General features: G+C 62.7%; 13 protein-coding genes. 9 read left to right on the forward strand and 4 right to left on the reverse strand.

Features of this window, described 5'->3' with window-relative positions; all coding sequences use genetic code 11:
* Positions 1–2: 2 nt before the first annotated feature.
* Complete coding sequence (locus tag ACQ4WZ_RS14540; RefSeq protein ID WP_101480358.1) at positions 3–407, reverse strand: DUF4398 domain-containing protein; 405 nt, start codon at positions 405–407, stop codon at positions 3–5.
* Positions 408–675: 268 nt separating this feature from the next.
* Here ACQ4WZ_RS14540 and ACQ4WZ_RS14545 point away from each other — a divergent pair, with 268 nt between their 5' ends.
* On the forward strand, positions 676–2,724 hold the full coding sequence (locus ACQ4WZ_RS14545) for an AsmA family protein (protein ID WP_436573749.1): 2,049 nt from the start codon (positions 676–678) through the stop codon (positions 2,722–2,724).
* 174 nt (positions 2,725–2,898) lie between these two features.
* A complete protein-coding gene (locus ACQ4WZ_RS14550; RefSeq protein WP_077401543.1) occupies positions 2,899–3,117 on the forward strand; it encodes a YMGG-like glycine zipper-containing protein in 219 nt (72 codons plus the stop codon).
* A gap of 78 nt (positions 3,118–3,195) precedes the next feature.
* Here the strand turns inward: ACQ4WZ_RS14550 and ACQ4WZ_RS14555 are convergent, their stop codons facing one another.
* Positions 3,196–3,951, reverse strand: a complete 756-nt coding sequence (locus tag ACQ4WZ_RS14555; protein WP_243858201.1) for a Crp/Fnr family transcriptional regulator — start codon at positions 3,949–3,951, stop codon at positions 3,196–3,198.
* A 197-nt stretch (positions 3,952–4,148) separates the two neighbouring features.
* Between ACQ4WZ_RS14555 and ACQ4WZ_RS14560 the strand changes: the two genes are divergently transcribed.
* From ACQ4WZ_RS14560 to ACQ4WZ_RS14575, 4 genes are all read left to right on the forward strand, one after another.
* Positions 4,149–4,802 (forward strand): outer membrane lipoprotein, encoded by a 654-nt coding sequence (locus tag ACQ4WZ_RS14560; RefSeq protein ID WP_436573750.1) that lies wholly within the window; start codon positions 4,149–4,151, stop codon positions 4,800–4,802.
* A gap of 165 nt (positions 4,803–4,967) precedes the next feature.
* The gene (locus ACQ4WZ_RS14565; RefSeq protein WP_101480354.1) at positions 4,968–5,213 is read left to right on the forward strand and encodes a hypothetical protein; all 246 of its coding nucleotides are present in this window, start codon (positions 4,968–4,970) and stop codon (positions 5,211–5,213) included.
* 185 nt (positions 5,214–5,398) lie between these two features.
* Positions 5,399–5,545: a lmo0937 family membrane protein gene (locus ACQ4WZ_RS14570; RefSeq protein WP_121670992.1), complete on the forward strand. Its 147-nt coding sequence runs from the start codon at positions 5,399–5,401 to the stop codon at positions 5,543–5,545.
* A 215-nt stretch (positions 5,546–5,760) separates the two neighbouring features.
* Positions 5,761–6,396 carry a YiaD family glycine zipper/OmpA-like lipoprotein gene (locus ACQ4WZ_RS14575; RefSeq protein ID WP_101484433.1) on the forward strand — a complete coding sequence of 212 codons (636 nt, stop codon included), beginning with the start codon at positions 5,761–5,763 and terminating at the stop codon, positions 6,394–6,396.
* A gap of 70 nt (positions 6,397–6,466) precedes the next feature.
* Here ACQ4WZ_RS14575 and ACQ4WZ_RS14580 read toward each other — a convergent pair whose 3' ends face one another.
* A complete protein-coding gene (locus ACQ4WZ_RS14580; protein ID WP_436573751.1) occupies positions 6,467–9,313 on the reverse strand; it encodes a M16 family metallopeptidase in 2,847 nt (948 codons plus the stop codon).
* A 301-nt stretch (positions 9,314–9,614) separates the two neighbouring features.
* Between ACQ4WZ_RS14580 and ACQ4WZ_RS14585 the strand changes: the two genes are divergently transcribed.
* The 3 genes from ACQ4WZ_RS14585 (at position 9,615) to ACQ4WZ_RS14595 (ending at position 12,168) form a co-directional block, all read left to right on the forward strand.
* Positions 9,615–9,890, forward strand: a complete 276-nt coding sequence (locus ACQ4WZ_RS14585) for a hypothetical protein (RefSeq protein WP_133992793.1) — start codon at positions 9,615–9,617, stop codon at positions 9,888–9,890.
* An 84-nt stretch (positions 9,891–9,974) separates the two neighbouring features.
* Entirely contained in the window at positions 9,975–11,522 is a 1,548-nt protein-coding gene (locus ACQ4WZ_RS14590) for a TerC family protein (protein ID WP_101480351.1), read from the forward strand.
* A 67-nt stretch (positions 11,523–11,589) separates the two neighbouring features.
* Positions 11,590–12,168: a DUF3617 domain-containing protein gene (locus ACQ4WZ_RS14595; protein WP_101484432.1), complete on the forward strand. Its 579-nt coding sequence runs from the start codon at positions 11,590–11,592 to the stop codon at positions 12,166–12,168.
* Here the strand turns inward: ACQ4WZ_RS14595 and ACQ4WZ_RS14600 are convergent.
* Positions 12,156–13,265, reverse strand: coding sequence for a porin (locus ACQ4WZ_RS14600; RefSeq protein WP_436573752.1), 1,110 nt, complete (start codon positions 13,263–13,265; stop codon positions 12,156–12,158). The two genes, ACQ4WZ_RS14595 and ACQ4WZ_RS14600, sit on opposite strands and share 13 nt — an antisense overlap.
* Positions 13,266–13,445: the final 180 nt, after the last annotated feature.

Consider the following 13,445-nt stretch of genomic DNA (forward strand, 5'->3'; position numbering starts at 1 on the left):
AATTATTGTTTTGGGGCTTGCTGGTTGGCACGATCGAGCTCTTCGCGCATGACGCGGATGTTCTCGTTGATTTCATCGGCGGCGCTGGTGGCCTTGGCCGAGTTGGCCTTGCTTTGCGCCAGCTTGGCATCGGCTTGCGCCTGGTCGGCCAGGTCGCGTGCCGTCTTGTAGTCGCGGTCTTTCAAGGCTTGGTTGGCCATGCGCATTTTTTCGCGGGCCGAACGCATTTCATCGGGAGCCAGTTCTGCGGCGCCGGCGCTGGCAGCGTTATCGACGGCGGCGCGCGACACGGCGACGTCGGCCGTGGCAGGCGTTTTCATGCTGGAACAGCCCGTCATCAGGACGACGGCTGTGGCACATGCGGCGAAAGCGGCCAGCGGGGAAATCTTGAAATCTCGGTTTGTCATTTTTCTTCTCCTGGAGAATGTTAAGCGTGAGGGGTGATGTCAGTGCATCTGGAATCAGGAACTGCGTTTGATGTATGACGTTATAGGCTCCGGCTCACCACATATCCGTTCGGTGCCGCACATAGAGTAAGAAATCGACAATACTTGCATGGGCAACGTGCGCCAGCGCACGCCTGCGACAGCAAAACCTGAAACGGGCCCGGCTTTGTAGCGATTCCTGTAGCATCGTGCTTCTGTTCAGAAAGAAACACTTCTTACCCCACACCCTATGCCACGTTCTATCTCTCTCTCGCGCCGCCAGAAAATCGCCCTCGCCAGCGCCGCCGTGCTGGTCGCCCTGCCCGTCACGGCCGCCGTCGTCCTGCTCAATATGGACTGGAACCGCGCCAAGCCCTGGCTCAATGCGCGCGCCAGCGAAGCGCTGGGCCGGCCCTTCGCCATCGCGGGCGACCTGTCGCTGACGTGGCAGCAGCCACCCGCCGCGGGGCAACAAGACTGGCGCACCTACCTGCCGTGGCCGCACTTGCAGGCACAAGACGTACGCCTGGGCAACCCGAGCGCCATGGCAGCGGCGGATGAACAGGCGCCACTGGCCAGCGTGAGCCAGCTGGCGTTCTCGCTCAACCCGCTGGCCCTGCTGGACAAAAAAATCATCATCCCGCAATTGCGCTTCGACACGCCGCAGGTACGCTTGCTGCGCAACAAAGATGGCAAGAACAACTGGACCTTCGACAAGCAGGAGCAGCCATCGCCGTGGCAGCTGGAACTGCAAAGCGTGGTCTTCAGCAAGGGCACCGTGACGCTGGACGATGCAGTCACGCACACGGCGATGCGCGCCGATGTCGACACCATCGCGGACGATGCGCGCTACGGCATCGCCTGGAAGCTGTCCGGCCAATACCGTGGCGAAAGCATCCAGGGCGGCGGCAAGGCGGGCGGCGTGCTGTCGCTGCAGCAGCAAGGCACACCCTTCCCCATCCAGGCCGACATGCGCGCGAGCGGCAGCAGCGTGGCCATCGAAGGCACGCTGACGCGCCCGGCAGACCTTGCCGCGCTCGACGTGCGCCTGAAAATATCCGGGCCCAGCATGGCGCGCCTGTATCCATTGACGGGCGTATTGCTGCCGGAAACGCCGCACTTCAGCACGGAAGGCCATTTGACCGGCACCCTGGCGCCCCGCGGCGGCGAATGGGTCTACGACAAGTTCAGCGGCAAGGTGGGGTCCAGCGACATTAGCGGCAAGCTGGCCTTTTCAGCCAGCACGGCGCGCAAGCGCCTGACGGGCGAAGTGCACTCGCGCCTGCTGCAATTTTCCGACCTTGGCCCGCTGGTGGGCGCCGATTCGAGCGCCAGCAAGAAGGAGCGGGGCGTGCCGTCGACGCAGCCGGCCGGCCGCGTGCTGCCGGTAGAAACGTTCAAGACGGAACGCTGGACCAGCCTGGACGCCGACGTGCGCTATACAGCCGATAAAATCACGCGCGACGCCGAGTTGCCGATCAGCAAGCTCGACACGCATGTGGTGCTGACGGATGGCGTGCTGTCCTTGACGCCGCTCAACTTTAATGTGGCGGGCGGCACCCTGAGCTCGCAGATCAAGCTCGACGGCAGCGGCAAGGTCATCGCCAACGGCATCGCGGCCGAACTCAAGGCCAGTGCCCGTCATCTGCACATCCAGCAACTGTTTCCCAGCCTGCCGGCCCTGCAAGCGAGCGTGGGCGAAATCAATGGCGATGCTTCGCTGTCGGCCACGGGCAATTCCGTCGCCAGCCTGCTGGGCAGTTCGAATGGCGAAGTGCGCGCGCTGATCAACCGGGGCAGCATCAGCAAGCTGCTGCTGGAAGAAATGGGATTGAATATCGGCAGTATCGTGCTGACCAAGCTGGTGGGCGACAAGCAGGTCAAGCTGAACTGCATGGCCGCCGATTTCGTCGTCACCAAGGGCATGATGCGCACGCGCCAGTTCATCGTCGACACGGACGATGCCCTGCTGCATGTCGATGGCACGGTGAACCTGGCCAATGAGCAGCTGGACCTGACTCTGCAACCGGACAGCAAGGGCTTGCGCGTCTTTTCGCTACGTTCGCCCCTGTATGTGCAGGGAACTTTCAGCAAGCCCGACGTGAGCGTCGACAAGGGTGTGCTGGCCCTGCGCGCCGGCGGCGCCTTGGCGCTGGCCGTGGTGGCGCCCGTGGCCGCCCTGCTGCCCTTGGTCAATACCGGTCCCGGCGAGGACAGCGAATGTGCAAGCCTGCTGGCCCAGGCGCGCGTCAAGCCGGTGGCGCCAAAACCAGGCAGGACAGCGGGCAAAAGCCGCTGAACGGTACGACAACCGGGCGCATTTACAATTGTTACACCCCTATGTGCGTTGCCGAACAGACCCTGCCTTGTCACAATCCTATTCTGTGATCGTGCCTGAACACGTGGCGATACGAAATTCCACCGGCCCCTACCAAGCCGGCGCCACGAGGTCCGAATTCATAGGAGAACTATCATGCAAATCATTAAAAAAATCGCCGCTACCACTTCCGTTGCAGCTCTGCTGCTGAGCTTGACCGCTTGCGCCAACATGTCCGGCCAGGATAAAAACACGGCCATCGGCGCCGGTGTCGGCGCCGTTGCCGGTTCCGTGCTGACGGGCGGCAGCGCCATCGGCGCAGTCGGCGGCGCCGCCGTCGGCGGCGTGATCGGTAACCAGGTCAAGCCGAAGTAATCGCAGATCAAGAAAGCGGGGTGGGTGCCCAGGCGCCCACCCCGCTTTTTTGCGTCTGCGGCTCGTGGATGAGGGAAATCAGACGAAGACGTTGGCCATGCCGATGGCGCCGCTGTCCTTGACCAGCGCGTAGCAACGGCAGGAGACGGCTTCCAGGCCGGCCGAATCGAGGATTTCGATATTGCCGCGGCTGTAGGTAATCAGTTTTTGCTGTTGCAGCGCGCTGGCCGCCTTGGTCACGCCAACCCGCCTCACGCCCAGGGTATGGGCAAGGAATTCATGCGTCAGGTGAAATTTTTCCGACTGCAGGCGGTCGCGCGTGATCAGCAGCGAACGGGCCAGACGCGCCTCAAGTACGTGAAAGCGGCTGCACACGGCAATCTGGATGGCTTGCGCCAGCAAGGTGTCCGTGTAGCGATACAGCAGGCGCTGCAGGGAATCGAGCTGGGCGAACTCGGCGCAGAACTCGGCCCGGCCGATGCGGCTGGCCCTGCCGGAACGTTGCACCACGGCACGCACCTGCGCCAAGTCATGGCCCAGCGCGACGGAAGCGCCCAGCACGCCTTCGCGGCCGACGGAACCCACTTCCAGGGTCATCCGGCCTTCCGCCACGGCCAGCAGCGAGATCAGGCAGTCGCTGGGGAAATAGATGTGGCCAATAGGCTGGCCCGGTTCGTAGAGCACCTCGCCCACCTCGACCGTGACCGTATCGAACAGCGCCGTCAGGTGCCGCAAGTCGGGCTCGGGCAGGCTGGCCAGCAAACGGTTGCCAGCGTCAAGCGTGCCCGCAGGCGTGCCCAGGCCGGATCGGCCTGTGTCGCGGGACAGGGTCATGCTGGCGTTCCTAGGTGACATCGCTTTTCCTTGGTGTCGTTACAACTCGACATAATTTTTACTTAGCCTACGGTGCAGTACCGTCCCTGTATGTACGCTGACGCACGGAAGCGGGGCACGCAGCACAGCACACTGGCTGCATGCACGGATAACACGCACTACCCATTTCATTATTTAAAAAAACCAAGGAGCTCTCCATGACCACCACCACCAAATCCCTCCATCCGCTGGTGCTTGCCGCCGCCGTCGCCGTCCTGCTGTTTTGCGGCGTGGGCACTGCGGCCCTGATGGGCTGGCTGCCCTCTTCGCAGCGCGATGCCCAGCCACTGGCGGCCAGCACTTCGGCGGAACAGCTGGCCAGCCTGCAGGCGAACCAGCCACAAACGAACTTGCAGCCTGCCGGCGCGCAAGCGCTGGCTGCCCTGCCGCCGCAGCAACAGCAGGAACCCGTGCGCCAGCCGCAGCCCCAACAGCAACCACAGCAGCAATACGCGGCAGCCCCGGCGCCGCAGGTGTGCGGCAATTGCGGCGTGATCGAGGCCATCCATGAAGTCAATACGCGCGCCGAAGGCAGCGGCGTGGGTGCGGCCGGCGGCGCCGTCGTTGGCGGCTTGCTGGGCAACCAGGTGGGCGGCGGCCATGGCAAGCAGCTGGCCACCGTGCTGGGCGCTGTTGGCGGCGCCGTGGCTGGCAACCAGATCGAAGGCAGCGTGCGCGCCACGCGCAGCTACAACATCGTCGTGCGCCTCGACAACGGCAAGACGCGCACCGTACACCAGAGCGCCGCGCCGAACTGGCGCCAGGGCGACCGCGTGCGCGTCGTCAATGGCGGCCTGCGCGCCATCGGCTAAGCGGTCGGCGGCCAGCGCGCCGCCGGACAATGTGGCACATTACACACACGCCCGGCCTGTCCGGGCGTTTTCTTTTTGGCCATGTTCGTTGGCGTACAGATGAGCTTGCCGTCCCGCGAGATGATGCACTCAGGAAAGCTCAACGGATATCTTCAAGGAGATGCGATGAAAAACGACAAGACAGGCGCCAACCGGATCTGGCTCGGCTTTATCGGTGGCGGCATCCTGGCCACCGCGCTGGGCTTCTGCGCCTTGGACCTGGCGCAATTGCAAGCAAGCGCGCCTGTGTTCGGCGTCATGCTGCTGCTGACGGGCGGCATGGTCAGTTGCCTGGCGGGCGCCGTCGGCATGGCCGGCATGTTGGCCTGGATACCGGGCATGGCAGACGAACACGCCGACCGGCCCCAATAGTTGATCCTTGTGTACGACAGCGTACAGAACACAAGGGAAACAAAGTAGACACTAAGTCATGGCATCAGCGTTCAGCGACCCAGTCGCCGCGCAATGACAAAAAGCCGATGACAGCGCCAGACGCCAGCGCCTCACAAGGCCAAGGCAGTCGCCGTCATCCACACATTACTCTCGGAGGACATATCATGCTGTATACAATCGCCGTCGTACTCATTATTCTTTGGCTGCTGGGCCTGGTAACTTCCTACACCATCGGTGGCTTCATCCACATTCTGCTGGTGGTGGCGGTCATCATGATCCTGTTGCGCCTGATCAGCGGGCGCGGCTTATAGCCCAGGCCGTTAGCGCAGGGTGACAGGGCGGCGCACGTGCAAACGGGCGCCGCCTTTTTGTCGCCTTTTATGTACAGTGTGCACACGCTGGCAAGCCGCGGCATTTTGCAGTAACGTGTGCAGGTAATTCCTGGGTATGTCCCAATAACAACACAAGGAGAAAATCCATGAAAGAAACATTCAAAAAAGGCCCTGGCGCCACATCCCTGATCGGCATGCTGGTTATCGCACTGGCCGCTAGCGGCTGCGCGGATATGTCCGCCACACAACGTGGCACGGCCACGGGCGCAGGCGTGGGCGCAGGCCTGGGCGCCTTGATCGGCGGCACCACCGGTGGCGGCAGCGGCGGCCGCACGGCTGGCGGCGCCCTGATCGGCGCGGCAGCGGGCGCCGTCATCGGCAATATCTGGTCGAACCGCATGGAAAACCAGAAGCGCGCGATGGAACAAGCTACACAGGGTACTGGTGTGCAAGTGTCGCAGACGGCCGATAACCGCTTGAAAATGGAAATTCCAAGCGACATTTCCTTCGACACCAACCGCGCCGACATCAAGGGCAACTTCCGCCCCATTCTCGACCGTTTTGCCGCCACCCTGAACGAAAACCAGAACACCACGGTCAGTATCATCGGCCATACGGACAGCACGGGCAGCGCTTCCATCAACGAACCGCTGTCGGTGGAACGCGCGGCTCACACACGCGACTACCTGTCCATGCGCGGCGTCTCGCCGACCCGCGTCGTCACGGAAGGCCGCGGCGCCCGCGAGCCTATCGCCTCGAACGCCGATGCCTCGGGACGCGCACGCAACCGCCGCGTGGAAATCTACGTAGCCGAAATGGCACCACGCTAAGCTGACACGCATCAATAAAAAAACCCGCCGGCAAGGTCATTGCCGGCGGGTTTTTTGTCTGTAAAACAGCTTATTTCGACGTCGTTGTCTTCGCGCCGCTCTCACCCTCTTTCGCCACCTTGGCAAAATCGCCGGCCGTCACGATCGAGATGGCCGATGGCTTCAGGTACTCGCGCAAGCCCTGGTTCACTTGCGCCAGGGTCAATGCTGCCACTTTCGCTTCCAGGTCCTTGTCGTAAGCCATGGTACGGTCTTGCGCCAGGTATTCGGCCAGACCACGCGCCAGGCCACTGTCTTGCGTGCGGCCCACTTCTTCCGATTGCAGCCAGCCTTTCTTCGCCTCGACCAATTCCTCTTGCGTAAAGCCGTCAGCCAGCACCTTGGCGATTTCCTCGCGCAGGGCCGCTTCCACCTTGACCGTGTTTTGCGGCGCGCTGATGGCATACGCCATCCAGAAGCCGGCCGGCTCGCGCGATGGCACGGTCACTTGCGAGCCGACGCCGTACGACAGGCCTTCCTTCTGGCGGATGCGGTCCGCCAGGCGGCTGCGCAAGGCGCCGCCACCGAGCATGTGATTGGCCATCAGCAAAGCAGGATAGCTGGCGGCGTCATCCTTGAGGGGAATCGGCTGGATGGCGAACAGCACGCTATTGGCCTTGTCCGGCGTTTCCAGCGTGACTTTCTCGCCACTGACGGGCTTGACGGCGTCAGGAATGCGCACATACGGCTGCTTCGCCTTCCAGCTGCCGTACAGGCTGGCCACTTGCGCCTTCAGCGCGGCAGGGTCGAAGTCTCCCACGGCGGTAAAGGTGGCGTTCGACGCGCCATAGTAGGCGCCATGGAAGGCTTGCACATCGGCTACCTTGATGGCTTTCCATTGCGCCAGTTCTTCTGGCAAGGTGCCGATATGGCGCACATGACCTGGCGGCGTGGCATCGAGCAGGCGGCGGAAGGCGTTCACGGCCTGCGGTTGCGGTTCAGGCAATTCCTGCTCGGCGCGGCCGACGCGCTCGCGCTGCAATTCCAGGAATTCCGTCTCGCTCAGGGCCGGCTTTTGCAGCACTTGCGCCAGCAGGTCCATGGCGGCCGGCAAGTTCTCGCGCTTGCCCGTCAGCATTGCCGTGACGCCCTCGGCGCCGCCCGAGATGGCCACTTGCGTGCCCAGCTGGTCGAATTTGTCCTTCACTTCCTGGCGCGACAGTTTATCCGTGCCGCGCGACAGCAGATTGGCCGTGTAACTGCCCACCGCCCCCTTGCCGCGCAAGCTCTCTTCGCTGCCGATCTGCAATTTCAGCACGACGCTGACGGTGCTGCCCTTGGTTTTCTTCGGCAGCAAGGCGCCCTTCAAACCGTTCGGCAAAGTGAAGCGCGTGGTGCGCGCTTCGATATTGTCGGGGCTGGGATCGAACGCTTCGCCTTGCGCCACCACGGCGCGGCCCGTATAGCCGGCCAGTTGCGGCGCCACGTCGGCGTAGGCCGGCACGACAGTGCGGTCCGGCGCATCGGTAGGAATGAAGCGGCCCAGGGTGCGATTCGAGCTCTTCAGGTATTTCTCGGCCGCCGCCTGCACCTGCGCCGTCGTCAATTTGTCGAGCTGGTCGCGCTGCAGGAAGAACAGACGCCAGTCGCCGGCCGCCAGGGACTCCGTCAGGGCAATCGTCAGGCGCGCCGTGTTCGAGGTGGCCAGTTCGATCTGCTTGTTCAATTGCTGCTTGACGCGCGCCACTTCGGCCTCCGTGACCGGTTGCGATTTCAGCTCTTCCAGTACCTTCAACATGGCCGCTTGCGCTGCATCAAGGTTGCCATCGAGTGGCACCAGCGCGCCAAACAGGTTGTAACCGGGCTCCAGGTTGCTCACCGAGTTGTATTCGATCTTGCTGGCCAGCTTGGTTTCCACCAGCGCCTTGTGCAAACGGCCGGCAGGAGCATCCGTCAGCACGTGGCCCAGCACCTCGATGGCGACGGCATCGGGGTTGCCGGACGGCGCCACGTGATAGCCGGCGCCGACGAATTGCGTGCCGCCACTGCGGCGCACCGTCACGGCGCGCTCGCCATCTTGCACCGGTTCGGCCGTGTAGGTCGGCTCGATCACGCGCGTCGGTTTTGGAATCTTGCCGAACAGCTCATTGATCTGCTTCAAGACCTTGGCTTCATCGAAACGGCCCGCCACCATCAGCACGGCATTATCCGGCTGGTAGTACTTATGATAAAAGGCGCGCAAGCGGGGAATGTTCACCTGCTCGATGTCGGAACGGGCGCCGATGGTCGACTTGCCGTAATTGTGCCAATCATAGGCAATGGCCTGGATGCGTTCGCTCGTCACGCCGATCGGATCGCTCTCGCCCATCTCGAACTCGTTGCGCACGACCGTCATTTCACCCTTCTGCGTCTTCGGATTCCACAGATCGTTCTGGTCGATGGCCGCGTTGACCATGCGGTCCGCTTCCATGGCCAGCATCTGGCGCAGGTTGTCGTCGTTGGCGGGGAAGGTGGCGTAGTAATTGGTGCGGTCGTACCAGGTGGTGCCGTTGAACTGCGCGCCCGTCGAGTTCAGGATCTCGACGGGGGTTTTCGTGCCCTTCTTGACGCCGAAGTTGGCGCTGGGCTTGAACAGCAAGTGCTCGAGCAAGTGGGCCATCCCCGTTTCGCCATAGTTTTCATGGCGCGAGCCGACCAGGTAGACGATGTTGGTGGTCAAGGTAGGCTTGCTGGCGTCGGGGAACAGCAGCACGCGCAAGCCATTGGCCAGACGGTATTCGGTGATGCCTTCGACGGAGGTGACTTTGACGGCGGCGCTGCGGTTGGGTGCAGCCTTGCCGGTTTTCTGGGTAGGTGCGGTTTCCACCGGGGTGGCGGCCAGGATGAAGGAAGGCGAAAGGATGCCGGCGGCAAGCAGGAGAGCGGTAATTGGTTTCAAGTCGGAGTCCTATTAACACTACGATATAAAAGTGCGAAAGATGCACAAACGAAAGATGCGTAAGCACAATGCGATACAAACGCAAGAATTGCCACAGGCCCGCGCTGCGTCTTCGCCGCCCAGGGAAATGATTGCCCTCCCAATTTACGGCATACTTATCAGTTACGCAAGTCCTGTCATGGAGCTGTTATCTGCCCGTGTTATACTCCTCAGTTCCAGAACTATCTGCCTGTATATGAGACGAGCTCTCGTCCTGCTCTGCCTTTTTGTTTTCATCGCCTTACCCCAGGCGTTCGCCAGCATGGCTTACGCCAGCCCTTCCCCATTCCAGCATGCAATCGCGGCTGGCACTACTGCCACGCCTGCCTTCGTCGCGGATTGCCTTGACCCCGGCGCCCATGCGGGCCAGCCCGGCGACAACTGCGACGCCGAAGAATGCGACAACGACCCCATCACGCTGTACCCGCCCTCGCGCCAGGGGGCGCCGTTTTGCGCCATCATTTGGCAAGCGGGACCGGGCGCACTTGCCGAAGCGGACGCGCGGCAGGCCACCCGGCCGCCGCGTGTCCGCCACTGACACCGCAGCACGCATCGCATTGAGGCCCGGGGCAATCCGCCGCCGGGCACGCTTTATATTGATTGACTTTACAAGGTTACACACATGGAATGGTTATTTGACCCGACAATCTGGGTCGGCCTGCTGACGCTGGTCGTACTGGAAATCGTACTGGGTATCGACAACCTGATCTTCATCGCCATCCTGGCCGAAAAGCTGCCGCCGCACCAGCGCGACAAGGCGCGCGTGCTGGGCCTGACCCTGGCCCTCGTCATGCGCCTGGGCCTGCTCTCGCTGATTTCCTGGCTGGTGACACTGACCACGCCTCTGTTTTCCCTATGGACATTCTCGTTCTCCGGACGCGACCTGATCCTGCTCATCGGCGGTCTGTTTCTGCTGTTCAAGGCCACCACCGAGTTGCATGAGCGCCTCGAAGGCGTCACCCATGCCCAGACGGGCCCGAAAGTGTACGCCGGCTTCGGCCTGGTGGTGGCGCAGATCGTCGTGCTCGACGCCGTCTTCTCGCTCGACGCCGTCATCACGGCCGTCGGCATGGTGGACAACCTGTACGTGATGATGGCGGCCGTCGTCATTTCCATCGTCGTCATGATGCTCGCCTCGAAGGTGCTGACACGCTTCGTCAACGCCCACCCCACCGTCGTGGTGTTGTGCCTGAGCTTCTTGCTGATGATCGGCCTCTCCTTGGTGGCCGAAGGGCTGGGCTTCCATATTCCGAAGGGATACTTGTACGCCGCTATCGGCTTCTCGATCGTCATCGAGTTCTTCAATCAGCTTGCCCGCCGCAACTTCCTCAAGCTGCAGTCGAACGCGCCGTTGCGCGACCGCACGGCGCAAGCCGTCCTGAGCCTGCTGGGCGGACGCAAGGGCCGCGAAGCCGTCGAAGAGCATGAAGTCAAGGAAATACCCGACGTCTCCGCCTTTGGCGTGGAAGAGCGCAACATGGTCAGCGGCGTGCTGACCCTGGCCGAACGCTCGATCCGCTCCGTGATGACGCCGCGTGGCGACGTCTCGTGGGTCAACCTGAACGACAGCAGCGCGAAGATGCTGCAACTGCTGCGCGAAACGCCGCACAGCATGATTCCTGTCTGCAATGATGACCTGGACAATGTGATCGGCATTGCGCGCAGCAAGGACCTGATCGAGGATCTGGTCTCGCATGGCAAGATCGACCCGGCCAGCATGCGCGAAGCCGTCGTCGTGCCGGAAGCGGCCGGCGTACTGAAAGCCATGGAAACCCTGAAGCGCTCGCGCGGGCAGCTGGTGCTGGTGGTCGACGAGTTCGGCACCGTGCAAGGCGTGCTCACGCCCATCGACATACTGGAAGCCATCGCAGGCGAATTCCCCGACGAGGACGAGCTACCCGACGTGGAAGTGCTGGGGCCCGGCCACTGGCGCATCGACGGCGCCACCGACCTGCATTACCTGGAGCAAGTCTTCGAGACGGAATCGCTGGTCAGCGACGACGGCGAGTACAACTCGCTGGCCGGCTTCCTGCTGGCGCACTTTGAAAACATGCCGGCCGTGGGCGAGGTGCTGGAGCTCGATGACTTGCGCTATGAAATCGTCGAAGCCGACGAGCGCCGCATCGCCTGCGTGGACGTGCGCCGCATCGAGCCCGATCACAGTTTGTAACACAATGGCAAGCGTGCACCGCTTGCCATGCCGTATGCTGGAGTCTGCCTTTTTTGGAGATGCCAACATGAACCACTCCCTGCTACGCCTGAGTTTGCTGGCCTGCGCCGCCATCGGCGCCCAGGCCGGTGCCCAGGCCGCCTCGCCATCCACCGCCATCAAGCCGGGCCTGTGGCAAGTCGACAGCAAGATGGCATCGCCCGATGCCGCCACCGACAACGCCATGTCCATGGTGCTGCAGCAGCTGGGCAACCTTCCTCCCGATCAACGCAAGCAGCTCGAAAGCATGGCCGCCAGCCGCGGCATGGCCATGCCCACCGTAGGCGCCGACGGCGCCGTGCGCGTGACGGCGTGCGTGACGCCGGAAATGGCTGCGCGCAAGCAGATTCCCACGGGCCAGCCCGGCGACTGCAAGTCGAAGAACACCGACATCGCGGGCGGCATGAATATATCGTTCACCTGCGCGAACCCGAAATCGAGCGGCGAAGGCCAGGTGCGCTTCAGTGGCGACCAGGCTTTCAGCATGCAGCTGGCGGTGACGACCAGCGCGCGCGGCACGCCGGAACAAGTGAACGTGACGAGCAACGGCAAGTGGCTGGGCGCCAGCTGCCCTGCCCCAGCTACGACGGCAGCTCAAAAGCCGTGACGGAAGCCCATATTAAAAGCGGCGTCGCCACGTCCCGCGTCGCTGGCATTGCCCACCGTGTAGCGGGCGCCGTTCTTGTTGTGGATCTTCGCGTAGGACGCGTAGAAATCGCTGCGCTTTGACAGGGAATACGTGAGGCCGACGGCCACCTGGCTGGCGTCGCGGTTGGCCAGGTCGCGGTCATCCTTGCGCACCCATGACGCCAGCAGCTTGAAGCCGCCCACGGGCACGGACACGCCCAGCAAGGTGTCGCGGCTGTCCGAGGACGACATCGACAGGGCCAGCGAGCTGTACGCATTGCTGGGGTCCCAAGGCGAACTGCCATAGCCCTTGTTCACGCCCACGGCGACAAAGGCGGTGGCCACTTTCAGGTCGATATTCGCCGCGATCAGGGTGTTGCGCGACGACATGTCGATGGCGGGCAAGGTACCGGAAGCGAGGATGAAGTTGTTCTTGCGCTGGTGCGACACGCTGACATTCACGGCGCCGGCCGAATAGCCCAGGGTGGCGCCATACGCGCGGTTGTTGGCGCTGCTGTACGGCGACTCGCCAAAACTGTAGATGGCGCTGGCGGACACGCCGCGCAAGGCGGGCGTCACGTATTTGACCGTATTGTCGTAACGTTTCACACTGTAGCCGGCCAGGTTGCTGGCGCTGCCGGCCATGCCGCCCTTGAACGGGTCGGCCACGTCGGTCAGGGTCAGGTATTGCAGGTTGTACTGGCGCCCCAGGGTCAGCGCGCCCAGGCGGCTGTCCAGGCCCACATAGGCCTGGCGGCCGAACAGACGGCCGTCTTCCGACTGGCCCGTGTCGTTCTGCACGCCCGCTTCCAGGGTAAATACGGCGGACACGTCATTGCCTAGCGCTTCGCGTCCCTGCAGCCCCAGGCGCGAGCCGGACGCAGCGCCGCCGGACACCTTGGTGCCGGCGCAATTGGCTGCACAGCCCCGTTCGGCCACGACACCCGCGTCAAGCACGCCATACACGGCAACGTTACTGGATGCGGCACTGCCCGCGCCATCGGCAGCCTGGGCCGGTGCGCCCAGCGCAAATGGCCCCATCCCTATCACAGCAAGCGCAAAATACGAGGTCTTCATGATAAATATCTCGGTCACGTGAGTTGAAACTTTCCGGTATTGATCAGGACATGCGCTGTGTGTCTGATCTTAGTGTTACCTTATCCTCGCTTTTTGTCCAGCCATCAGTGCGTTGTACAACAGAAAACTTCAGCTTAGCCCCGGGAAAAGAGTCGCGCACTGACCACACGCAAGTTTGAC

It is taken from the genome of Janthinobacterium darwini (assembly GCF_051380905.1).
GTDB lineage: Bacteria > Pseudomonadota > Gammaproteobacteria > Burkholderiales > Burkholderiaceae_D > Janthinobacterium.